The organism is Cuniculiplasma thermophilum (assembly GCF_052315355.1).
Lineage (GTDB): Archaea > Thermoplasmatota > Thermoplasmata > Thermoplasmatales > Thermoplasmataceae > Cuniculiplasma.
Window position 1 is genome coordinate 1 of the sequence record NZ_JBLSDF010000024.1, and the last position, 22,480, is coordinate 22,480.

At 38.5% G+C, this 22,480-nt stretch carries 22 protein-coding genes; 12 read left to right on the forward strand and 10 right to left on the reverse strand.

The genetic code is table 11. The features are described 5' to 3' along the window. The first annotated feature begins 333 nt into the window (after positions 1 to 333). The 6 genes from ACNF42_RS05485 (at position 334) to ACNF42_RS05510 (ending at position 7,401) form a co-directional block, all read left to right on the forward strand. A complete protein-coding gene (locus ACNF42_RS05485; RefSeq protein WP_443339649.1) occupies positions 334 to 3,585 on the forward strand; it encodes a DNA polymerase II large subunit in 3,252 nt (1,083 codons plus the stop codon). Beyond that, a complete protein-coding gene (locus ACNF42_RS05490) occupies positions 3,582 to 4,385 on the forward strand; it encodes a PRK13768 family protein (protein WP_443339651.1) in 804 nt (267 codons plus the stop codon). The genes ACNF42_RS05485 and ACNF42_RS05490 overlap by 4 nt, the downstream gene beginning before the upstream one ends. Positions 4,386 to 4,426: 41 nt before the next feature. After that, positions 4,427 to 4,780 (forward strand): PadR family transcriptional regulator, encoded by a 354-nt coding sequence (locus ACNF42_RS05495; RefSeq protein ID WP_443339653.1) that lies wholly within the window; start codon positions 4,427 to 4,429, stop codon positions 4,778 to 4,780. A 34-nt stretch (positions 4,781 to 4,814) separates the two neighbouring features. Then, positions 4,815 to 5,480, forward strand: a complete 666-nt coding sequence (locus ACNF42_RS05500; protein ID WP_443339655.1) for a DUF3834 domain-containing protein — start codon at positions 4,815 to 4,817, stop codon at positions 5,478 to 5,480. Next, positions 5,467 to 6,657, forward strand: coding sequence for an MFS transporter (locus ACNF42_RS05505; RefSeq protein ID WP_443339657.1), 1,191 nt, complete (start codon positions 5,467 to 5,469; stop codon positions 6,655 to 6,657). The genes ACNF42_RS05500 and ACNF42_RS05505 overlap by 14 nt, the downstream gene beginning before the upstream one ends. A 126-nt stretch (positions 6,658 to 6,783) precedes the next feature. After that, positions 6,784 to 7,401, forward strand: a complete 618-nt coding sequence (locus ACNF42_RS05510; protein ID WP_443339659.1) for a superoxide dismutase — start codon at positions 6,784 to 6,786, stop codon at positions 7,399 to 7,401. 20 nt (positions 7,402 to 7,421) lie between these two features. Here the strand turns inward: ACNF42_RS05510 and ACNF42_RS05515 are convergent, their stop codons facing one another. Continuing rightward, entirely contained in the window at positions 7,422 to 8,615 is a 1,194-nt protein-coding gene (locus ACNF42_RS05515) for an NRAMP family divalent metal transporter (protein ID WP_443339661.1), read from the reverse strand. Positions 8,616 to 8,786: 171 nt separating this feature from the next. Continuing rightward, complete coding sequence (locus ACNF42_RS05520) at positions 8,787 to 9,434, reverse strand: metal-dependent transcriptional regulator (RefSeq protein ID WP_443339663.1); 648 nt, start codon at positions 9,432 to 9,434, stop codon at positions 8,787 to 8,789. Between the two features lie 281 nt (positions 9,435 to 9,715). Between ACNF42_RS05520 and ACNF42_RS05525 the strand changes: the two genes are divergently transcribed. Next, complete coding sequence (locus ACNF42_RS05525; protein WP_443339665.1) at positions 9,716 to 11,401, forward strand: long-chain-fatty-acid--CoA ligase; 1,686 nt, start codon at positions 9,716 to 9,718, stop codon at positions 11,399 to 11,401. Between the two features lie 15 nt (positions 11,402 to 11,416). Here the strand turns inward: ACNF42_RS05525 and ACNF42_RS05530 are convergent, their stop codons facing one another. The 5 genes from ACNF42_RS05530 to ACNF42_RS05550 form a co-directional block, all read right to left on the reverse strand. Continuing rightward, positions 11,417 to 12,049 carry a thiamine pyrophosphate-dependent enzyme gene (locus tag ACNF42_RS05530; RefSeq protein ID WP_443339667.1) on the reverse strand — a complete coding sequence of 211 codons (633 nt, stop codon included), beginning with the start codon at positions 12,047 to 12,049 and terminating at the stop codon, positions 11,417 to 11,419. Next, on the reverse strand, positions 12,013 to 12,714 hold the full coding sequence (locus ACNF42_RS05535; RefSeq protein WP_443339669.1) for a hypothetical protein: 702 nt from the start codon (positions 12,712 to 12,714) through the stop codon (positions 12,013 to 12,015). The genes ACNF42_RS05530 and ACNF42_RS05535 overlap by 37 nt, the downstream gene beginning before the upstream one ends. A gap of 37 nt (positions 12,715 to 12,751) precedes the next feature. Further along, complete coding sequence (locus tag ACNF42_RS05540; protein ID WP_443339671.1) at positions 12,752 to 13,063, reverse strand: thiamine pyrophosphate-binding protein; 312 nt, start codon at positions 13,061 to 13,063, stop codon at positions 12,752 to 12,754. 39 nt (positions 13,064 to 13,102) lie between these two features. Beyond that, positions 13,103 to 14,680 (reverse strand): CoA-transferase, encoded by a 1,578-nt coding sequence (locus ACNF42_RS05545; RefSeq protein WP_443339673.1) that lies wholly within the window; start codon positions 14,678 to 14,680, stop codon positions 13,103 to 13,105. A 70-nt stretch (positions 14,681 to 14,750) separates the two neighbouring features. Next, on the reverse strand, positions 14,751 to 15,194 hold the full coding sequence (locus tag ACNF42_RS05550; protein ID WP_443339675.1) for a hypothetical protein: 444 nt from the start codon (positions 15,192 to 15,194) through the stop codon (positions 14,751 to 14,753). A 113-nt stretch (positions 15,195 to 15,307) separates the two neighbouring features. On the opposite strand from ACNF42_RS05550, the gene ACNF42_RS05555 reads away from it, so the two are divergent. From ACNF42_RS05555 to ACNF42_RS05570, 4 genes are all read left to right on the forward strand, one after another. Next, on the forward strand, positions 15,308 to 17,128 hold the full coding sequence (locus ACNF42_RS05555) for a DNA methyltransferase (RefSeq protein ID WP_443339677.1): 1,821 nt from the start codon (positions 15,308 to 15,310) through the stop codon (positions 17,126 to 17,128). Between the two features lies 1 nt (position 17,129). After that, entirely contained in the window at positions 17,130 to 17,906 is a 777-nt protein-coding gene (locus ACNF42_RS05560; protein ID WP_443339678.1) for a TdeIII family type II restriction endonuclease, read from the forward strand. A gap of 245 nt (positions 17,907 to 18,151) precedes the next feature. Further along, positions 18,152 to 18,511: an SH3 domain-containing protein gene (locus tag ACNF42_RS05565; protein ID WP_443339679.1), complete on the forward strand. Its 360-nt coding sequence runs from the start codon at positions 18,152 to 18,154 to the stop codon at positions 18,509 to 18,511. 166 nt (positions 18,512 to 18,677) lie between these two features. Then, entirely contained in the window at positions 18,678 to 19,364 is a 687-nt protein-coding gene (locus ACNF42_RS05570; protein ID WP_443339680.1) for a uracil-DNA glycosylase, read from the forward strand. A 39-nt stretch (positions 19,365 to 19,403) separates the two neighbouring features. Here ACNF42_RS05570 and ACNF42_RS05575 read toward each other — a convergent pair whose 3' ends face one another. Genes ACNF42_RS05575 through ACNF42_RS05585 form a run of 3 tightly spaced genes read right to left on the reverse strand, consistent with a single transcriptional unit; the run spans position 19,404 to position 20,763 of the window. Then, positions 19,404 to 19,742, reverse strand: coding sequence for an ArsR/SmtB family transcription factor (locus tag ACNF42_RS05575; protein WP_443339681.1), 339 nt, complete (start codon positions 19,740 to 19,742; stop codon positions 19,404 to 19,406). Continuing rightward, on the reverse strand, positions 19,735 to 20,394 hold the full coding sequence (locus ACNF42_RS05580; protein ID WP_443339682.1) for a formylmethanofuran dehydrogenase subunit E family protein: 660 nt from the start codon (positions 20,392 to 20,394) through the stop codon (positions 19,735 to 19,737). The genes ACNF42_RS05575 and ACNF42_RS05580 overlap by 8 nt, the downstream gene beginning before the upstream one ends. Positions 20,395 to 20,403: 9 nt before the next feature. Next, the gene (locus ACNF42_RS05585; RefSeq protein ID WP_443339683.1) at positions 20,404 to 20,763 is read right to left on the reverse strand and encodes a DsrE family protein; all 360 of its coding nucleotides are present in this window, start codon (positions 20,761 to 20,763) and stop codon (positions 20,404 to 20,406) included. A gap of 245 nt (positions 20,764 to 21,008) precedes the next feature. On the opposite strand from ACNF42_RS05585, the gene ACNF42_RS05590 reads away from it, so the two are divergent. Beyond that, a complete protein-coding gene (locus ACNF42_RS05590; protein ID WP_443339684.1) occupies positions 21,009 to 22,475 on the forward strand; it encodes an ABC transporter substrate-binding protein in 1,467 nt (488 codons plus the stop codon). Positions 22,476 to 22,480 lie beyond the last annotated feature (5 nt).

Consider the following 22,480-nt stretch of genomic DNA (forward strand, 5'->3'; position numbering starts at 1 on the left):
AATTATTTAAGAAATTTCATGGGAAATAGTGATAAAAAGGGATAATTAAGAAAATAAACAGTCAAAAATAGATTGATCTTTAGCGGTAATCAGGAAGTTATGCAGAAAATTTACAGAATAAGGTAGAAAATAGAAAACCTCAAAATTAATTCTGAGATAAACAATTAGAAAATTACACCTATGAGAATTGGTCTCCCTACTATTTAATAAATTTATTGAAATTATAAAAAAATGCAGAAATATCAGAAATAACATGCTGATTCTACAACAGTAAGTTAAATAGCATTGCAAACAAATGCAAAAACATAAAATCATTATGCACTATCATGAGTTATGTCTCCCTGGTCAGAAGAAGAGTATAAGGAAAATATTAAGGCTAAGGTGGAGGAATGCTACCGTATAGGTATAGAGGCCAGATCCAGAGGCAAAGATGTAACGGAAAGAGTTGAAATCCCTTTAGCCAACGATATGGCTGACCGTGTTGAGGAACTTCTTGGAATCAAGGGAATAGGAAAAGAGATAAGAGAACTTTCACAGAAAATGTCAAGGGAAGAGGTTTCTCTTGAAATGGCTAAAAAAATTGCCGCAAAATTTGCAGATCAGGGAAAGGAGATGGCTCTTGACAAGGCCATAAGAGCTGGATTGGCTATTTTAACTGAGGGTATTTTGGTAGCGCCACTTGAAGGTATATCTCAGGTGAATATAGGTAAAAACAGCGACGGTTCCGATTATGCATCAATAGTATATGCAGGACCCATAAGAGGTGCCGGAGGAACAGCCCAGGCGTTGAGTGTTCTTATTGGAGACATCGTGAGGAGAGAACTTAAAATAGGAAAATTTAAGGCAACAGAGGATGAGATTGAAAGATATATAGAAGAAATACAGGCATATAACAGAGTGAAGCACCTCCAATATCTACCAGATAGCGAAGAAATAAGAAGGGTGATGGTAAATTGTCCCGTTTGTATTGACGGTGAAGGTAGTGAAGACGAAGAAATTTCAGGTCACAGAGACATGGAGAGAATTAAGACCAACAAGATCAGGGGAGGAATGTGCCTTGTTCTCTGTGAAGGACTACTTCAAAAATCCAAAAAAGTTCTAAAACACACTGCGGCTTTGGGCATAGATGACTGGAATTTTTTAAACGAGAGTGGTAAATCAAACTCTTCTGGTGGCGATAAAAAGGCCTTAAAATTTTTGAGCGATCTTGTTGCAGGTAGGCCAGTGTTTTCACATCCAAATAGACCAGGTGGTTTCAGATTAAGATACGGAAGATCAAGACTTTCCGGACTTGCCGCTGCATCCATACATCCGGCGACAATGATCGTATTGAGAGATTTTATAGCCACAGGAAGTCAGATAAAGGTTGAAATGCCTGGAAAAGCAGCGGCCATAACCCCCTGCGACGAGATTGAGGGACCAATGGTACTCCTTGAGGATGGAACGCATATGATCGTGAGATCAGAAAAAGATGCAAAAAATGTGAGAGACAAAATAAAAGAAATAACAGATCTTGGTGAAATTCTGATTTCTTACGGTGATTTTCTTGAAAATAACCATGTACTTGAAAAAAGCCCGTTCAGCGTGGAATACTGGAATCTGTTGGCAATGAAGAGTGGAGTACCTGAAAATCTAATGGCACCGAAGAATGCCATTCAGGCATTCCAGATTGCAAAGACATATTCTGTGCCACTTCACCCTAAGTTTAACTATTTCTGGCATGATTTGACTATTGAAGAAATTGATATATTTGCAGCATACATGAGGGAAGAGATAGAATCTGGAAGGTATCCGGAGATAAAAGAAAAGGAGGATATCAGAGAATTTCTGATAAGACTTGGAGTTGAGTTTTCAACTAAAGATGGGTACATTATACTGAAAGACAACGGGATTCTGGAACTAATGTTTAAGAACTTTGAAAAAACCAATTTTAATGGAAACACCGTCGATTATCTGATGAAAATTACTGGAATAGAGATAAGAGAAAGATCACCTGTGAGAGTTGGTGCCAGGCTTGGGAGACCTGAAAAGGCCGGCGACCGAAAGATGAAGCCAAAGGTTCATGGGCTATTTCCCATTGAAAACATGGGAGGAGCAAGAAGGTCTGTACTGGATGCTGTTTCAAAGACAGATGGAAAATACAGCGTCGAAATTAATCTCAGAGAGTGCATGAATTGCGCAACCGTATCTCCTGAGATAATCTGTCCAAGTTGCGGTGGCAGGACAAAGAGTCAAAATAAATACAAGAGGGTCGACGTAAATTTAAAGGAAATTTTTGAAAGAGCACTTTCAAGGATTGAGATTGACCAGAAAAGTCTGAAGGAAGTCAAATGCGTTAAGAAACTGATGTCCAGAGGGAGGGTGGCTGAACCTTTGGAAAAAGGTATATTAAGGGCATATTATGATATATCTGTAAACAAGGATGGTACATGCAGATATGATATGAGCGATGTTCCAGTAACTCATTTTTTATCCAGTGAAATAAGGCTCCCAGATAAAAAAGCGATTGAACTGGGATATGAACCTGGGATAAATGAAATCTTCACACAGGATCTCATAATACCATGGGATAGTGCAGAATATCTCTTCCGAGTTTCAAAATTTGTTGATGAACTTCTCGTGAAATATTATGGTATGGAGCCCTATTACAGATGCGAAAACCCAGAGGATCTGATAGGTCACATAGTGATAGGACTTGCCCCTCATACATCGGGAGGCATAGCAGGAAGAATAATTGGATTTTCAAATGTTAATGCAGGATATGCCCATCCATTTTATCACGCAGCCAAGAGAAGAAATTGTGACGGCGATGAGGATTCAATAATGCTTTTGATGGATGGGTTGCTCAATTTCTCCAGAGATTTTCTTCCTTCAACCACCGGGGGTCTGATGGATGCCCCACTTGTCATGACTCTTCTTCTGAAGCCTGACGAAGTCGATAAGGAGGCATTAAATGTGGACAGTCTGGCCAAATATCCCCTGGAATTTTATCTTGCAACTGAGAGGAATGCAAAACCCTCTGAAATAGAAGAGATAATGAGACCTGTAAAGTATCTCATTGAGGAAACGGGGTCTGCCCGGGGCATAAACTTTATGTTTTCAACATCGGACATAAATGGCGGTGTCCTCTTATCTTCATACAAAACTCTGGTTACAATGGGTGACAAGATCAAAAATCAACTGGAACTCGCAAGGATAATAAGAGCTGTGGATGAAAATGACGTTGCAGGTAGACTCATAAATTCACACTTTTTGCCAGACATGTTCGGAAATTTCAGAGGATTCTTCTCGCAGGAATTCAGATGCACAAAGTGTAACACCAAATTCAGAAGAATCCCACTTTCTGGGAAATGCTATAAATGCGGCCAAAATAGTATTACACTGACAATACATAGGGGTGGCATAGTGAAATATATGGAAGAAACAAGAAAAATAGTGTCCAGTTTTCAATTAGATGAAGCCCTGAAATACAGGATTGAGAATCTCTTCAGAACCATTGAAACATCCTTTAATTTTCCCGAAAAGGAGAATGAGGAGACAAATTCCCTTGATCTTTTCCAGGAAGAGGAGGAGATCGACGCATGAAGGGAGCCATATTTGTGACAGGTCCAGCTGGAACTGGAAAATCTTCATTATGTGGTGCAATGAAGGAGTGGTTCACCCTCAATGGGATGGATTCAGCAATAGTGAACCTTGATCCCGGTTCTGAATTTATACCCTATGAAGCGGATATTGATATAAGAGAGTGGATAGTGATTTCAAGCATCATGAGTGAATTCAATCTGGGCCCAAACGGAGCCCAGATAGTGGCTGCTGATCTCATAATAGAGCAGATAGACAGAATTAAAGAATCACTTGAAGAACTTGACGATTATTATATCATTTTTGATACTCCTGGCCAGATAGAACTATTTACCCTAAGAACCTCATCACCAATTCTGGTGGATGCCCTTGGAGGAAAGAAGTCGATGCTGGCCTTTGTGGCTGATGCTGCTGTTTCCTCTTCAGCCTCTGGTCATATTTCGCAAAAGTTGATCTACGCATCTGTTCTTACAAGGTTTTTCAAACCAACCCTCTTTGTGATGAACAAGAAAGACCTTATAGATGAAGGATCACTGAATAGAATTCTGGAATGGGAAAGCGAACCAGAAAGCCTCATAGATGACTTCATGATAGAAAAGGGTGAGATGAGAAAGGACTACTTCTATAATGTACTGAATGCATTCAATGAAAGCGGATTGAGTGCAAAGGTTATTCCAGTATCCTCAAAAAATATGGAAGGGCTTGAGGATATTTACTCTGAAATGTCTCTGTTTTTAAGCGGTGGGGAGGATGAAGATACTCTTTATCGTGAAGAAAACTATGACAATGATGATGAAGAATAGAAACATATATAAGAAAATTATCTATTTCTTTTTGAAAATTCATGCCGGTTAAGGGCGAAAACATAGCTGAGGAGAAAATAATAAGAGGCATACTTAGTCTGTACATTTTAAGGGAAATACTTATTTCGCCGTGTCATGGATATGACTTACAGCAGAAGATAGAGAGTAAGGCGGGAATAGAACTACCTCCTGGAACCATATATGTTCTCCTCAAGAATCTCAGAGAAAGAGGATTCCTGTCCATTGATAAGGAAATTAACGAACGCGGGCAAGAAATCCTGATTTATTCCTTAACTGATGAAGGGCTAACCTTCTTGAAAAACCATTATAAGGCGCTGAAAATAGCAAGAAGTATGATTGATGATCTTCTCATGGTAATGGAAAAACTTCAATAGATAAATTATTTATATATAATTAAGATACCCAAGTATGGCTATAAAAGTAATTGCAGCTCCAGGACCAGTATGCTTTCCGTTGATCGCTTCAGAAAGCGATAAGTTCAACATAAGTTTTGCAAAGGATGGGGATGCTCCCATAATATTGGATTCATCGGTTGGCCTTATGAAGAGAGGTATACCAATAGACCTCGTCCTTCTTAGCGGTTTAAGTGTTGTAACTCCTGAGTTTGGAAAGAAAATGGCCCTTTGGAGAAAGGGTAGCGCCAACGATTATATTGCAAGGGCAATTATTAGAAGAGAGAAACTCCCAACCCAACTTGTATATGTGGACAACCAACAGGATATTCAAAACCTAATGGCAAAGGGAGAGGTTGACAGCGCAATAGTTCCCGTAAGTTCAGGTCAAAAGGGAACACTTCTAGAGGACAGGGCTTCAAAGGCAGGTCTGTATATACCGGGAAGCTGTTCGGCAAAGGTTCCGGATGAATACCTAAATGAGTTTTTGGAAGCTTACAATGAAGGCCTGAAAAGGTTCAGAGAAAAACCAGAGGAGACGGCTAAGTACGTCAATTCGGTTTTACCCAATAAATTTCCAGATGAATTTGTTCACGGGATAATTCTTAAAATGAAACCAGTTCTGGAAAAACCCGGTGATTATGAAGAGATAAGGACGGAAATTTTAAATGAAAGACTCTAAATCACAAATTCCCTCATTATTATCAGTAATTGCAGTAATTCTCTCAATGACCTTCGCGGTTCGTGCAAGTAATAATATGTTTGTTACCTCGACCCCGCTTCTTGCCAAATACATATTTGATTATTCGAAGTTTGAGGTCGGGATGCTTGCAGCCTTCACTGCACTCACAATGTTTATAATGAGCACTTTCCTGAATGCTCCTCTTGAGTCCGAAAGAAGGAGAAAATTGTTCATAGGATCCTCTCTTGTTTATGCCATAATATTTCCATTTTTTGCCTTTTCCAACGCATACACCCTATGGATCGTAATGGCAATTGCAGGTTTCACACTGGGTTCCATAATGCCCAACATAATTACATCAGCCAGTCTTTTCAAGGAAAGAAAGGTTAGGGAGAGAATTCTTTCTCTTTATACACTTACACTCAGTTTATCACTTATAATGGGGCCCTTCATAGAGGGCGAAATATTAAATTATGTCCCCCTTCAACAGTCATTTTTGTTTTTTTCCGTATTCCCAGTTGTGGCATTCTTCGATTCCCTGTTCATAAAATTTCCTGAGGAGAAGAGGAAAGATACCTCAGAAATTAACCCTTCTGTGAATGTTTCTGTGGTCAAAAACAACGGTTTCATTATTGCCCTTCTCAATATACTAACATACAATGTTCCCTTCGCCATTCTGACCACATATGGTGGTCTATTCGGCAAATCAGATTTTGGTCTTCAATATTCCACAATAAACCTAACATTCAGTGCTTTCTTTCTCACCTCATTCCTGTCCAGGCTTGTTTTCACCTTTCTTGCACCTCAAAAACTTGCCCCTCTCATGATAATTTCTGTTTCCTTAACAATGATTGGTCTAATCGTATTATCCACTTCCCATGTCTATTTTATATACCTTCTGGCCTTTCTAATTCTGGGAATTCCTCACGGTTTCACCTATCCCATTTCTGTTATGAGTATAACAAGATCATTTTCACCTGAAACAAGGAATGCAGCAAACAGTTACTTTTTCTCAATTATGATGGCCATAGGTGTTGCAATGCCATTCATCAGTGGAGAGGTTGTAACTCTCCTTGGGTATAGAAACACTTTTCTTGTAATTGTGCCAGTTGTTGTAGTAGTATTCATAGCACTGCTCTACTTTGTCAGGAAGGGGATTTCCAGGCCTAATGACTGATTTTGATAAATCTTTACATCTTTTATTTATATCTCTAAGTAATTGATAATTATTATAATTTAATAGTCATTTTTAAAAGACCAAAACATTTTTTAAAGACGCTGTAAATACAGAATTGGTGAAAAAATGGTAGAAAAATGGGAAAAGAAAAATCAATTTAAGCCTAAGGGGCTAGATGGTATATCGGATCAGCAGATAGATTATCATTTTGAGACACACTACAACGGCTACGTTACTAAATTAAATGAAATCTGGGAGAGACTCCCCAACGCAGACAGAAGCAAGGCAAACCAGAATTACAGCGAATTCAGGGAACTTAAACTTGAGGAGACTTTTAACTACGATGGTTCACTTCTTCATGAAATATATTTCGAGAGTCTTAAAAAGGACGGAGAAAAGAACCTTTCACCTGAACTGAAAAAGAAAATTGAAGAGGACTTTGGCTCCTATGAAAAGTGGGTGGAAGACTTCAAGGCAACAGGAACGGCATTCAGAGGGTGGGCTCTTCTTGTATATGACCTCAATACAGGCAAGTTGAGAAATATAGGTGCAGATGTCCACAACACAAATGGAATATGGAACGCCATAGTGGTGCTTGCTCTGGATGTTTATGAGCACGCATATTATGTTGATTATGGTGCAAAGAGAGCCCCATATCTGGACGCGTTTATGAAGAACGTGGACTGGAAATCTGTGAATCTGAGATTTGAGAAGGCACACAAAGCATATCTGGCCTTCAAATAATCCTTCTTTTTTTATTGAATTTAAATAAGAATTGACAAAATTCCAAAGGAAACCATTACTGTGAGAGTTATCCAGTAAATTGCCGCTGAAAATGGACCGTAGGCATATTTGCCCATTATTCTTTTATCTCTGACCAGAAGTCCTCCCATAATTCCTGGGAGTATCAAAACCAGAGGACTCAGAGACATAAGTTCAAGAACAAAACCCACAATGGATTGAAGATGGGAAATTACCAAGGTGAGGATAAGAGCGGGCAAGGATTCAGCAATGTAAAGAATCACCATATTTTTCTGATTATATTTACCAAGGGACTCGAGAGTTCCCCATGAACTCCCAAGTGATATGGTAACAAGGGCTAGAAAACCAGCCATTATAAGGCCGAAGCCAAAAAATATGTGTGAATAGGGCCCGGCAATCGTTAAAAGATTCTGGGAAAGAGTCACGGGATTGAGCACACCTATATTCTTCTTAATACCGGTAGATCCTATTTCTATTATCACCATTATAAGTTCCGAGAAGAATGCTCCGGCAAGTGTCTCCTTCCTGGACCATTTTATTCTGTCTTCTATTTTCATTTTTAAACGCACATATTTGTATGATGTTGCTGAACTTTGATAAAACAGCATAAAAGGCATAATAACTGCACCCACATTGGCTGCAAGAAAGAATACATAATTATGGGATGTGGAAAAGTAGAATAATGAACTTATTCCACCATCAGTTCTTACACCACGCAATAACATCTCACCAAGAAAGGCCACGGGCAAAAGGAAAGAAACCAATAAAAGAGGCTTTTCTATAATTTTATACTCCTTCAGAAGTAGTATAAGGAGGTGTACTAGAAAGATTGAGGGCAGAGATATGTATAGAGGAATGCCTATTATAAGGGCTCCTGTGCCAATTCCGGCGTATTCAATTACATATGTGAATATATCAATCCCGAACATGGGAAAGGATGAAATTACGGCAATTCTCTTTGAAAATTGCATTCTCATAAGGTCTCCAAATCCATATCCCTGAACAGTAGATCCGATTCTACCCATGGCATCCTGAATTATGAAAAGTGGAATTGAAAGAATCAGGAGAAAAAATATCAACCCATACCCATAGATCTCACCGTTCGTCACTGCGGTTATTACGCTTGATGCATCTACATCTGCCATCATGATTACCCAGGCAGGGCCAAAAAGCAGTAATGCATCATGAAATTTCATTTTATTATGTAAGGTATTCCTTACATAATTATATTTCGGTAAGGAGAACCATACATGTTATCAGATAATAGGAAAACAAAAATTTCATGGTTATTATGAAAATCAAATATATATGTAACCTTCAAATTCCAATATTCTCAGTTTCTAATTGATCGCAATAACTGTATATTTTTACGTTGAATTTTTTATTTTAATTCTAATAGCATCTGCCACATTCTCGGGAAAATTAATCTTCTTTCCATTGAGTTCCCAGTGGCCATCATTAGTATATGATATCTCAGTTCCCGGATATAACTGGTTTTCGTTGAGAAAGGAAAGTATTGATTTTTCTTCAAATATTACTCTTGATACTGTATATTTTTCGCCCTGGATGGCCCCAGACATCTTCATATCCTGTGGAGGCGAGGAAAAGCCGTTTCTATCAGGAACTGGATTTCCGTGGGGGCACTTAATGCATCCATACTTTTCACATACCTTATCCATAATCTCCTCTGTCATTCCGTGTTCAATTCCCATCGCCTGATCATCAAGGTGCTCCCAGTTCATGGAAAGTGCCTGAAAAAGAAGAATTTCTGCTATTCTGTGCTTTCTTAGAAACTTATTTGCATCCATCTGACCCTTCTCTGTGAGAACATATTTTCCTCTTTCCAGTCTTCTGACAAGTTTCTTATCAAGCATTATATTGATCTCGTCGTAAACACTCTGCCTTGCAGTGCCAAGGATCTTCCCTATATCCGTTAAACTTGCATAACCCCTGTATTCTGTGAGCTCATGGATTGACTTAAGATAATCCTCTGTAGTTATGGATTGTTTATGCACAAACTATTAGAATTTAACACTATATAATTTTTGACAGTAAACATACATGATATTCCCAACGTCTGATTGCTCAATAATGTTCCGAAAAAAATCATTATAAGACAGAGTTGTTTCATAAAATCTGAATATTTCAAAATAGGAATCCTTTTGCTGAATTGTGCATAGGAACCTAAAGAGAAACATAGTGCCTCAAATTGGAGTCATAATTTTGATTTTTATATTTATATGGAACTCATTTATGAAAAAATTAAAACATATTAACAATTACAAGGTTGATAATTATGGAGAGTTCTGGGACGAATAGCTATGAAGAAATTTTGAAAAAAAATTATCCTGAATACGTTAGAAGGGAGATCCATATACCTGAAAGAAGTGTATATTCTGTTCTGGAAGAAACTGCAAAGAAATATCCCAACAATATATCTCTGGACTTTATTGGAAAAAAGTGGACATATTCTGAATTTAAGGCCAGTGTAGACAGGGCGGCAAATTTTCTCTTTGATCAGGGTGTGAGGGAGTCATCAAGGGTAGGGCTTATGGTTCCAAATTCACCCCAGTATGCCATCCTTTTTTTCGCCATATTGAAGCTGGGTGCAATTGTAGTTCAGGTAAATCCACTGTATACAGCCTATGAAGTTAAGGAAGAGATGGATGATTCTTCAGCAGAGACCCTTATTGTGCTGGATGATTTCTTCCCAAAGGTGCAAAATCTTGTACCCACATCTGTGAGTAAAATCATAGTTACAAGAATTAAGGATTATCTGCCTGGTTTTATTGGTTCCATTTTCTCTCTTTCAAGAAAGTTGAAGAAAGAGGATGTTGAGATAGAATATACAAAGCAGATCGTTCTTTTTGGTCCAAATTCCAATGGCACCAAGGAACTTGGAGAAGAGAAGGTAGATCCAAAAATGACACCAGCGGTAATACAGTATACCGGTGGAACTACTGGTATACCAAAGGGTGCACTGCTGAGTCATTATAACCTTATCTCCAACATGTATATGCTGGAAGAGTGGGTACCTGAAAAGATGAAAAAGGATCTTGATTTTCTTTCTGCCATACCCTTCTTTCATGTTTATGGTATGATGACAGCTCTCCTTCTTCCTGTATTTCTTGGAAGCAGAATTATTATAGTACCCGATCCGAGAGACACAGAAAGGTTGCTGAAGACAATAGGAAAGGAAAAAAATATTGTTTTTCCAGGAATACCGACGATGTATCACTCAATTCTTAGAAGCAAATTGAGAAAAAAATACGACCTCTCCGGAATTTCACTCCTTCTATCAGGAGCTGCTCCACTTCCTAACGAACTTGAGGAGGAATTCACACAGAGGACGAAGGGATCTATAATCGAGGGTTATGGATTAACTGAAACATCTCCTGTTGTTTGTGCAACACCCATAGACAGGACAAAAAAGAAGATAGGTTCTGTGGGATTTCCCATTCCAAACACACAGGTAAGAATAATGGATGCTGAAACGGGAGACAAGGAGATGCCTTTTGGAGAACCTGGTGAGATTGCCGTCAAGGGTCCACAGGTAATGATGGGGTACCTCAATAAAAAGAAGGAAACGGAAGACACCATAAAAGATGGATGGCTCTATACGGGCGATATAGGTCTCATTGACGAGGAAGGATACATACACATTGTTGACAGAAAGAAGGATGTCATAATTGCAGGCGGATATAACATATATCCAAGAGAGATCGAGGAGATTCTTTATAAGAACCCAAAGATTGAGGAGGCTGCCGTTATTGGTGTTCCTGATCCACACAGGGGAGAGGATGTAAAGGCATTCATCGTTCTGAAGAAAGGGGAAAAGATGACAGATGATGAAGTTAAAAAGTTCTGCCTTAAGTACCTTGCCATTTACAAAATACCAAGGATAATAGAGTTCAGGGAATCCCTGCCCAAGAGCATTGTGGGGAAGGTTCTAAAAAAGGAGTTAAGGAAAGAATCCGTTTGAACCAAACAAGGTCTTTTATCCTATTTTCTCCCTTAATATTGATGTTACATACCCCTTTGCCTGCTCAAAGCTCAGCTTTGGAGGCATTGGTTTTTCCTTTGAACTGACAAATGCGTTTAGTATGGCAGGTTCCTGATAGTTGAAGAACTTATCCATAACGTCTTCAAGTTCATTCCCTGATCTTATTGTAAATCCACCGATTCCGATGGCTTTTCCTATCATTTCAAAATCCGGATTCAAAAGATCAACACCAAACTCAGGATATCCCATTACCTCCTCTTCAAATTTTATCATCCCAAGTTTTGCGTTGTTAAACACAACTACCTTTATGTTTCTTTCATATTTTTTGGCGGTTATAAGTTCCATCATTGTCATTGCGGCACTTCCATCTCCGACTATTGCATATACAGGTTTGCCAGATGCAAATGATAATCCGATTGAACCCGGTATTCCTGTTCCCATGCTTCCAAGCCATGGAGAAAAGAAAAACTCCCTTGTTGAATCAAACCTCATATTCCTTGCTGTCCAGACGGTTACGTTTCCCGTATCACCAATTATAATGGAATCCGGAGGAATTCTGGACGCCATTGCAGCAACCACTGCCTCAGGATTCAGTTCGTCCTTTCCTCCCTTTTCATCCTCTTCCATTCTTTCGATCCAGTTTTTCTTTTCTTTTTCCATTGAATGAAAAATTTTTTCTCCTTTATCTCGGGATTTATGTTTTTCAGAAAATATGCTGCATCGCATATTACAGAAATGGTTGGTTTTATTCTCTTCCCTATGCTCATTGGATTCGAATCCACCTGAATCGAATTTTTGGATGGATCAAGAAACTGTGTGTAGGGAAAGTCCGTTCCTATGAATATAATCAGATCACTCCTCTTCATTGCTTCCACTGAGGGTTTTGTCCCCAGTAGTCCGAGACCACCCATCACCCTTGGATCATTATCAGAAAGGATTCCTTTTCCCTTCAGTGCGTAAATAAGAGGTGCACCAATTTTTTCTGCAAAGTCCATGAGCTCAATAGAAAGTCCACGGCACCCGCTTCCATACATAATTACTGGACTTTCCGACTGGCCAATCAATTCTTCACATTTGGAAAGATCGGGTCTTAAGGTCAGACTTTGTCTTCCAATTATCTCTTTGCCTGGAACACTGTTAACACTCGATCTTAGAATATCCACCGGCAGATCCAGATGAGCTACGCCACGCATGTTAAGGGCGCTTGTAATTGCCCTTTCAAATAAGTACTGTGCAGAATCAGGATTTGTAATTCTCTGGCTATAAACTGAAACATTCCTGAACAGATCCATCATGTCCACTTCTTGAAAGTATTCCTTTCCAAGAAGATCAGTTTTCTATTTGACCGGTTAATGCAAGTACGGGTACATGATCCATTTTGGCCTCATAGAGGCCATTCAGAAGATGTATTGATCCTGGACCTGAAGTCCCCATACATACAGATAATTCGCCGGTATATTTGGAATCAAAGGCTGCCTCCAATGCTGCACCCTCTTCGTGCCTTACCTGTACAAACTCCACCTTCTCATTTTTTCTTATTGCATCCATAAGTGGATTTAAGGAATCTCCAGGAAGCCCATAAATTCTCTTGATGCCGGCAGATTCCAGTGTGTCTATCAATAACTCAGCAACAGTTCTCATATTATGTATATACGGATTATTTTATTTAAACACTAATCTCTACAGATCCAGATCCTTAAGATTCTTTGATATTTCTGGTTTGAATTCCATCTTTCCCAGTATGTCCTTATCCAGGTCAACTCCTGGTGCAATCCTGGTCAATATGAGTCCATCTTTGCCAAGTTCGAACTCAGCCCTTTCTGTAATATATATAACTTTCTTGCCATGAATGGATGCCTGCCTTCCGCTGAACAGAATCCGATAGACATCTTTCACAAATTTTATTCCCTGTCCGTCCTTCTTTATATTAAGTAATCCGTTGTTCACATCTATATCCATTTTCCCAGCCATGAATTTGCCCATGAATATGGCAACTGGGGTGCCCTGGGCTATAACAGGAAATCCCCCTGGTCCGGTTATTCTATCCTTTAATATGGATGGATTCACATTCCCCACTGAATCAATCTGCAAAAAACCCAGCGCTGCTGCATCTATAATCCCGCCTTCGTAATTTGAAAACATATCTGGGATTGTGGAAACTGCAAAAAAGCCTTTGCACACTCCGAAATCTGCCCCTGAAAGTGTCACACCACCCCAAGGACCTGATTCGACGACTGGAACTATCTTGTCACTCATATTGTTTTCATAAATATACCGCCCTATGGAGGCTGGAATTCCCACACCTAGATTGATCATCAAACGATCCTTTCCCTTCAATGTCTCGTTTAATATACGTATGCCTTCATTTACAATTACTTCTCCCGCCTTGTCCAAAACCCTATCCTTTTCCATAAACTCAGGATTTGCGATATATTCGTTTCCGACAGAAACCTCTGGATCATAGTTAAAGCTGCTCGCCTGAGAATGAAATTCAGGAGGAGATCTGATTACGTAATCAACAAGAGGCCATGGAACCTCCACTTCAAGGGGTGTGATATATCCACCATTCATTATTCTCAATACCTGGGCATAAACCTTCCCGGGGTTTGGATGTGCTTTAACGGCCTGTGCCATTGTCATTATAGTACCCTTAAAGGGCTCGTTCCTGACTGAAAGATTTCCCTTGGGATCACTGATTGAAGCTCGAATAAATGCATAGTCCGGTTTGGGTCCCTCAAAGAAAAGAGTTCTTTCATCATCCACTGTAATCTCCCTTACATTGCACTCTCTTCTCTTCACTGCGTTTTCATTAAGGGCTCCTCCCTGATTCTGTGGATCAAGGTATGTGTCTATTCCTATCTTTGTTAGAAGCCCTGGCCTTCCGGAGGAGATTTCCCTCAACCAGTATGCCGTGAGACCAATAGGCCAGCTATAAATTGGGATTATACCCTCCAGGGCCACTTTTTGAAGATAGGGTGAAAAACCCATGAAGGGAACAAGCATTCCTCTTATAAACTGAGTGTCATTTTCCTCATAAATATATTTCATGACATTATCAAAGGCCCTTCCTGGGGATGCTGGAAGAGCGTCTGTAATTACAAAGAGATTTTTTGGTTTACCAGTTTTCTTATAATAATCAAGAAGCCCGGATATAAGATAATCAGGGGTAGTTCCCATATTGAAGCCTGACATTGCAACTACTGAGTTGTCTTTTATCATATTTCCAAAATTTAGTTCATTTAAGATCTGAGCCACCATACAAAACATTAAGTTCAGGTCAAATAATTATAGAAATCTTGCCCTTTACAGATAAGCTGACCTTATAGATTTAGAAGTCGATCTTTACCATAAAATTGCTCTTATCGTGCACAAAGGTACATCTGAGGCCAGTAGAAGATATATTCTTCATTTCGCTGTCTGCTTCAGCCTCATTCATGTAATTTAAGTATATGGAGTTGAACCCGATCTGGGGCATTGACTCCTGTTTCAGTATAAATGGCTTCAATTTTTCCATTTCTTGAATAAAAAGGTTCTCTTCAATGGTCATTTCCCCCTTTTTGATCTTTTCCTTCCCGATATTTATCAATCCTTCATAAATGGTCATTCCAGATTTTCTTTCAATGACCTTCAAATTTTTGGCTCTACCCCCAGATATTACTAAAAATATACCAAGAAGAAGAAGTGGTAACCCAAGCACTGCCTCATGGAACTCAAATGCCAGTAAATAAATGATCAGTAATATTACTCCGGAGGCTATTTGAGTTAACTTCATAAGCATGAAATAGACTCAACTTATTTATTTTTGAGGTTAAAGTAGGTAATAGATGGAAGTAGATATGGAATTTGATGCAAAAATTAGTATATTAAACTTAAATGTTGTCCTTTATGAACTCTAAGGTTCTTATAGAGAGATCGGGGGAAGGGAGAATAACCATTTCAACCCCTTATGATCCTGAATTAATTTCTAAATTTAAAGAAATTAAGGGACACAAATGGAATCCAGAGATAAAGAAGTGGAGTTTTCCCTTGAATTTTGAGACTCTTAAGGACATATTGAAAATCTTTGGGAACGATGAAGTTGAAATAAAGGACATCAATAATAATGAGGATACGGAAAATGAGAACCAGATTGAACTTCTTACAGTAAAAGAGGCGAGCAAATGGGCAAGTGAATATACGGGGAGAAACATTACGCCATCAAATATTTCTTATCTGGTTCAATATGGGAGGGTAAGAAAAATATCCCTGAACAGGTTAATACTAATAGATAAACGGGAACTTATGGATTATTACAATTCCAATTTTGGAAAACGTGAGTTGCTCTGGAAAGAGAAATTAGGTGAAGACCTAAACTGGAATCTGTCGTTTGATTATCTCAAGGAGAGCGATACTACAAAGCATGTACATAGATTGCATCCATACAAGGGAAAGTTTATTCCTCAACTTGTCAGATACTTTTTAGATGAACACACAGACGAGTTTAAGAGGGATATTTATTTTCACCCTGGCGACATTGTACTTGACCCATTTTGTGGGAGTGGTACAACTTTAGTTGAGGCTAATGAATTAGGTATAAATGCAGTAGGGATAGATATATCACAATTCAATTCGCTTATAGCCAATGTCAAAGTTGGAAAGTACGATCTTCAAAATTTGAAATCCACCTTAAGTGATATAACCGAACAGTTGAGAAAATTTGTGTATAACTCTCAAAGTTATAATTTTGAAAAAGAACTTTCAGAGAAACTCAATTTATTCAATAATAGATATTTTCCTTCACCAGAGTTTAAATATAAAATTAGAAAAGAAGAAATAGACGAGAAACTCTATGCTTCGGAGAAAGAAGAAGAATTCTCAAAAACCTTCACGGAACTTTTGGATAAATATAAAATAGAACTGACGAACCAGAGGCAGGATAATTTTCTTGACGTGTGGTATTTAAAGCCTGTTAGAGATGAGATTGATTTTGTCTACAGCCTTGTTAAGAAGATTGACGACGAAACAACGAGGAATGCTGTTATGATAGTTCTTAGCAGAACTATTAGATCGTGCAGAGCTACTACACATTCTGATCTTGCAACATTGATCGAGCCAGTAAAATCTACTTATTACTGCACCAAACACAGAAAAATTTGCAAACCCATATTTTCAATATTGGGATGGTGGGAGAGGTACAGTCAAGACACCATTAACCGTCTGAAGGAATTTAATGATATCAGGACTGAGACAAAGCAACTATGCATTACCGGGGATTCTATGAGCATAGACATAATTAAGAACGTAAAATCACAGAATTATGAATTTGGCAAATTAATTGAAGAAAGAAAAATTGATGGCATTTTTACAAGCCCTCCATACGTAGGCATGATTGATTACCACGAGCAACATTCCTATGCTTATGATCTTTTTGGCTTTAAGAAAAATTCCGACCTTGAAATAGGTAGGATGTCCCTGGGGCAGGGAAAAGAAGCGAGAAATAGGTATATTTACAACATATCCCACGTGTTAGTAAACTGTAAAAAATATCTAAAGGAGGACTATGATGTTTTCCTCGTTGCTAATGACAGATTCAATATATACCCCAGAATAGCTGAGAAATCACATATGAAAATTGTGGAACAGTTTAGAAGACCAGTTCTCAATAGAACTGAAAAGGATAAGAGTGCCTATTCCGAAACCATATTCCATCTAAAGGAAAGTGACTGATATGGGGTTAGATCAGGATCAACGGGATCTCATTGAAAATGTCCTAAAAGATAGTTTAAGGAAAAAATTTAAAGATTACTCCCCTGAAACCACAAATATGCCATTTCATACCAGACTTCTAGGTAAAGACAGAATGGCACTTTATTCTTTCATACACTCCCTAAGCACCAATTTTGGAACATCCGTATTTGAACCTGTTGCGAAAGAGTTATCCAAAAAGAATTTCGTCAAAGTTAAAACACATATTTCTGTTGGGAATACTATTAGCAGGGCATCAGAAGCGGAGATTCAAAATATTATGGATAAACTCATAACAGGAAGCACACTTCCTAACAAGAAATTAGAAATAGAGAAACTTCGAAGTGCATCTACAAAAGGAGATGCCGTAAAAGTTAAACCAACAAAGATAGACCTGTATCTTGAAGATATAGATGGGAGAATATTTTTATTCGACTTAAAGACTGCAAAACCAAATTTTGGGAGTTTCAAAGAATTCAAGAGAACTTTACTTGAGTGGGTCGCAGTTCTACTTTTTGAATATCCAGAAGTGGAAATAAGTAGCCTGATTGCCATACCTTACAATCCATATGAACCTAAACCATACAATAGGTGGACGATGAGGGGCATGATTGATATCAATGCTGAACTAATGGTTGCAGATGAATTCTGGGATTTCCTTGGGGGAAGAGATACTTACGGGGACCTGCTTGATTGTTTCGAGAGGGTGGGGATAGAAATGAGGTCCGAGATAGATGAATACTTTGAACGTTTTAGGTAAACACCTGAGAATGCAGTTAGAATAACAGATTCGTTTTCCACAAGATCAAATTTCTCACAGCTCAAGATCCAAAAATATTTCTTCTAAGTTTCCAAGGATTATTTTGTTTTTTTATTGCTGGCTCTTCCTTACGATATAAAACCGTGAAAGGAAATCAATATAATTTTCAAATAGCTTACATATTTCTGAAGGAAGCGGGAAATATGTTATAGTGAATATGTAATATATTATCAGATGATGTTTCAATGGATATTAAATACAGAGTGATCAAGGGTCATCATAGGAGTTATAATCTGGCTCCTACTTTTCAATCTGGTACAAAAGTTACAATGAATAGAAGAGATGATGAATGGCCTTCATGGATATGGTGTACTGATGACAGTGGTCAATGTGCCTGGATTCCTGAACAGCTCCTTTCATTATTGGACTTTAATAGGGCCATTCTAAAGACCTTTTATGATTCCAATGAACTTACTGTTGAGGCGGGAGAAATTGTCTATGGCTCCAAGAATATTGATGGGTGGGTGTGGTGCAGAGATTCAGCCGGGAAAGAGGGATGGATACCTGAGAGTAATCTGGAAAATGATGACATTCAGAATCTTTAGGATGTTTTCAGGTAAGTATGATGATTTCGAAATAGCTTTTCTTACATTCCAAAGAATTTGCGATCATCCTAATGGAGGAAATCCGGTGAATGGTTTATTGGATTTCCCTTAATTATATATAAAGATCAAATGGAAAGAATAATCTTTGTTATTTATTATAGGTAGGTTGATTGGCACGGATTTAAATGAACTTTATGATGAGATTACCCAGTGTAAGAAATGCAAAAGACTGGTTGAATTTAGAGAAAGTGTTTTAAAGGATTCCAAGAAATACGAAAAAGTTACTTTTTGGAGAAAACCACTTCACGGATATGGCAACATTAAGGGGAGAATGATGATAATTGGCCTGGCGCCTGCCGCTTCTGGTGGAAACAGAACTGGAAGAGTTTTCACAGGCGATAAAAGTTCTGATTTTCTTGTCTCCTGCCTTTATGAAGCTGGGATCACAAACATTCCGACATCTACAAGATTGGATGATGGGCTTGAATATATAGATGCATACATAACTCTGGCCGTGAGATGCGTTCCGCCCGATAACAAGCCGGCAAAAGAAGAGATGGAAAACTGCTTTCCATACCTGCAAATGGAATATTCATTAATGAAAAATCTTCGGTCAATAATAGCACTTGGTAAAATTGCCTTTGACAGCGCCCTTAAAATTTTAAAAGAAAATGGGTACAGTGTTTCAGGTATTAAATTTGGGAATAATCTGAAGTACCAGTTTGGAGAGGTCAGGCTATACAGCCTCTTTCATCCAAGTCCGAGAAATGTCAATACAGGGAAAATAAACAGAAAGGAATTTATAGATACTCTAATGGATGCAAAAATATACTCTACAGAGCTGGAAAAATAATCTTTTTCATTAATGTCCTTCATTTCCTTGAGAATGAAATCATTCATTTTTTACTTCGCAGGTTCCATTATCATTTCTCGAATCTACCATTACTTCTGGAATCTGATTTAAGATGCAGCGCGCTATTTCAGGCATTCTTTCTGAAATTGAATAATATATCCACTGGGATGATCTTCTTTCCCTTACCAGTCCTTCTGCCTTAAGTTTGAAAAGATGCTGTGAAACGTTTGACTGTGACAGACCAAGTATTGACTGAATCTGACAGACACAGAATTCGCTTGTCTTCAATAATCCTAGTATCCTCAATCTAGTTGAATCACCCATTGCCTTTAAAAGACTTGCAATTCTGTTGTATTCCTCAATATCGATTTCACTCATCTTTTTCAACCCTCTCTGCATTCTTATATAGTATATCTGTCCTTATTCCCTTATGCTCATAAGGTACCTCTTTCCAATCAATACTTAAAAATTCAGCTGAATAGTTGTCTTCAGGCCTTGTATTGAGTAAAACATTCTGAACCCATTCATCCTGCATCTTCTGGAGAAGATCCACAAGAGACGGGATATTTTCAGGTTTGGAAATCCCGAACTCTCTTTCAATATTGGATATTTCCTCAGGAAAAAATCCCTTTCTTTCAGCTACCCTGACAGCTTTACCATCTGAAATTCTCTGTGCTATATACCACACTCCAGGCTCTGAGATAACATCCTGAGTCCCAAACCTGACTCTCCCTCCTGTAATATATGAGGCAACATCTCCAATACATGGACTGTTTCTGGAAATTATTCTTGTATCCGTGCGATCAATTATTCCTTCTGGATAGAGTTTCTTCATAGCAACAGATATTGCATAAATCCCCCTGAACAGCCCATCACAGGCATGTCCATGAAATTTTAATATATCCTCTGCATGAATCTCCCTCACCTTCATTGAGTATCTTCCGTGGCTGGATTCTGTATCCCTAAGGAAAAAGACAGGAAGATTCCCTGATGAGAGTACAGCTTTTTCAAAAATTGATCTGTCAGTCATTTTGAGCCTTCAGAATGTCAATACTGTGTATCCTTCAACTGCATATCTTGAAAAAGCATCCCTTGCAAACTCAAGGTTTACTTTGCTCTCATTTAACTGATCCTTCAGTTTATATGCCTCTGCCTGATTTGAACAGGCTCCGATCACAATACCGGCATCGACCAGTTCCCTTATGGCACTTATGAATTCCTTATTTGATTCGAGCTTCGCCATAGCTCTGACACCTCCTGTAAAGAGAAAAACCTCCACTGATTGGATGTTATTTTCCTTTCTTGCATCATATATTCTTTTTGCAACATGAATTCCTGAAAGTACCTTTTCCTTCTGATCCATTCCCGAATTTATTACAATTGCAATTTTTCCACTCATAGTATCACTATATTATCGTATACTAATATACTAATTAAATGTTTTGTAACACATTCAGTACCTTGGGAAAATGCAGCCCATTCTTCATTTACATTTTTGTTCTCCTGCGTGGACACTTAAGGCAAAAATATCCTGAAATGAGACTTTACAATCAGTCTTAAGGAAGATGAGGAAAATCTTCCAAAATATATATCATAAATACGGGATTGTGAAAAAATATATAATGACATGATTCATAGGTCGGTATGGATAGTCAGAATCCAGATTCACAGTTAAAGGGTATTACTGGTGGCAAGACGAAATTTATAGTTATTGCCATCGTAATTGTTGTTATAATCGCAGGTCTTGGTATTTATTTGGCAACTTCTTCCAGTCAGGTGAACAAAAAAGAAATAACAATACTTGTTGGAAGTGGGAGTTATACATGCGAATACATTACACAAGTTGCAAAGAACTTCGAGAACTCCCATCCTGGGTATACAGTTAAAATAACCACTGCAGGGTATTCTTCCCTCTTAACATCTGAGGAAAGCGCACTGAAGGGGCAATCATCTTCTCCATCCATAATTATGTATTATGCATCTCAGGCAGCTGCTCTTTCACCTCTATTATATAATCTTCCAACCACCGGACCCAATTCAATAGATGTGTCAAATTTCCTGACGGGAAACATGTTTTCGGGAGGATATCAGATTGCAACAAATGGAACCATTCTAAAGACAATAGGCGTACCCATACATACGGTTCTTGGTTACAACCTTGTTTATCAGAAATCCATATTTGAAAATAAAACCCTCCAGACAGAATTCATGAACGAGTACCATTTCAGCTTCAATCCAAGAACGTACAAGAATTTCACAGCCCTTCAGGATGCTGCTCAATTCATAAGCGATAACACAAAGTTCAATGGAAAAAATAATTATTACGCCCTTATGTTTCCAGATTCTTCCCATCATTCCATGATAGATGCATTCTACAATATGCTGTATCCATATGTGGCAGGTAATAAGACAACAGGAGTTCCAGCTAATTCTTCCGCAAATTACTGGACCTATTTTGGTAATGTTAACGGAAAATTCCTGCCGTCTTTCAATAACACACAGGGAATAAAGGCACTGAGAATGTATAAAAATCTAACACAGTACGAACCTTCGGTTTCAGTGCAGCCAATTGGATACAGTCAGCAGGAGGAATATTTCGCAACAGGAGACTACGCTATGGGAGTTGCCTGGTCCAGCTTTTTCCCCACATATTCGTCAAATAGTTCAAAGGTTGCAAATAATTATTCAGTGGCACTTATGCCGGGCGGATTCACAGGGTATTCACCAACATTTCTTGGAGTTAATCCCTACGCCACCAATACAAGCCTTGCAGTTGAGTTCCTTAACTATGCAACCTCACCAGCCCAATACGAAATGGGTCTTACTGATTATTCATTCCTTCCGGGAACATACTCTGGTCTAAGTGAGGCTGCAAACATGAGTGGATTTTCATGGATACACTCTTTCCTTAACTATTCAAAAAATATAACCCTCAACAAACAGTATGCATCCATAATAACAGCCCTGTCACCTCTTTTCCCCACGTTAATTCCTGATATGAACTCGCAGATACTGAACTACTTTGAAGGAAAGACAACTGCCGCTTCAGCACTCAGTACCGCATATAATGAATGGGAAAATGCAATAAGTACGGATGACCTTACCCTATAAAGATG

Coding starts and splice junctions, on each gene's coding strand:
- ACNF42_RS05495 (WP_443339653.1), top strand. CDS start 4,427: ATGCCGGTTAAGGGCGAAAACATAGCTGAGGAGAAAATAATAAGAGGC.
- ACNF42_RS05505 (WP_443339657.1), top strand. CDS start 5,467: ATGAAAGACTCTAAATCACAAATTCCCTCATTATTATCAGTAATTGCA.
- ACNF42_RS05590 (WP_443339684.1), top strand. CDS start 21,009: ATGGATAGTCAGAATCCAGATTCACAGTTAAAGGGTATTACTGGTGGC.
- ACNF42_RS05545 (WP_443339673.1), bottom strand. CDS start 14,680: ATGGTGGCTCAGATCTTAAATGAACTAAATTTTGGAAATATGATAAAA.
- ACNF42_RS05490 (WP_443339651.1), top strand. CDS start 3,582: ATGAAGGGAGCCATATTTGTGACAGGTCCAGCTGGAACTGGAAAATCT.
- ACNF42_RS05535 (WP_443339669.1), bottom strand. CDS start 12,714: ATGGATCTGTTCAGGAATGTTTCAGTTTATAGCCAGAGAATTACAAAT.
- ACNF42_RS05555 (WP_443339677.1), top strand. CDS start 15,308: ATGAACTCTAAGGTTCTTATAGAGAGATCGGGGGAAGGGAGAATAACC.
- ACNF42_RS05530 (WP_443339667.1), bottom strand. CDS start 12,049: ATGGAAGAGGATGAAAAGGGAGGAAAGGACGAACTGAATCCTGAGGCA.
- ACNF42_RS05565 (WP_443339679.1), top strand. CDS start 18,152: ATGGATATTAAATACAGAGTGATCAAGGGTCATCATAGGAGTTATAAT.
- ACNF42_RS05510 (WP_443339659.1), top strand. CDS start 6,784: ATGGTAGAAAAATGGGAAAAGAAAAATCAATTTAAGCCTAAGGGGCTA.
- ACNF42_RS05540 (WP_443339671.1), bottom strand. CDS start 13,063: ATGAGAACTGTTGCTGAGTTATTGATAGACACACTGGAATCTGCCGGC.
- ACNF42_RS05585 (WP_443339683.1), bottom strand. CDS start 20,763: ATGAGTGGAAAAATTGCAATTGTAATAAATTCGGGAATGGATCAGAAG.
- ACNF42_RS05525 (WP_443339665.1), top strand. CDS start 9,716: ATGGAGAGTTCTGGGACGAATAGCTATGAAGAAATTTTGAAAAAAAAT.
- ACNF42_RS05485 (WP_443339649.1), top strand. CDS start 334: ATGTCTCCCTGGTCAGAAGAAGAGTATAAGGAAAATATTAAGGCTAAG.
- ACNF42_RS05500 (WP_443339655.1), top strand. CDS start 4,815: ATGGCTATAAAAGTAATTGCAGCTCCAGGACCAGTATGCTTTCCGTTG.
- ACNF42_RS05550 (WP_443339675.1), bottom strand. CDS start 15,194: ATGAAGTTAACTCAAATAGCCTCCGGAGTAATATTACTGATCATTTAT.
- ACNF42_RS05560 (WP_443339678.1), top strand. CDS start 17,130: ATGGGGTTAGATCAGGATCAACGGGATCTCATTGAAAATGTCCTAAAA.
- ACNF42_RS05515 (WP_443339661.1), bottom strand. CDS start 8,615: ATGAAATTTCATGATGCATTACTGCTTTTTGGCCCTGCCTGGGTAATC.
- ACNF42_RS05575 (WP_443339681.1), bottom strand. CDS start 19,742: ATGAGTGAAATCGATATTGAGGAATACAACAGAATTGCAAGTCTTTTA.
- ACNF42_RS05580 (WP_443339682.1), bottom strand. CDS start 20,394: ATGACTGACAGATCAATTTTTGAAAAAGCTGTACTCTCATCAGGGAAT.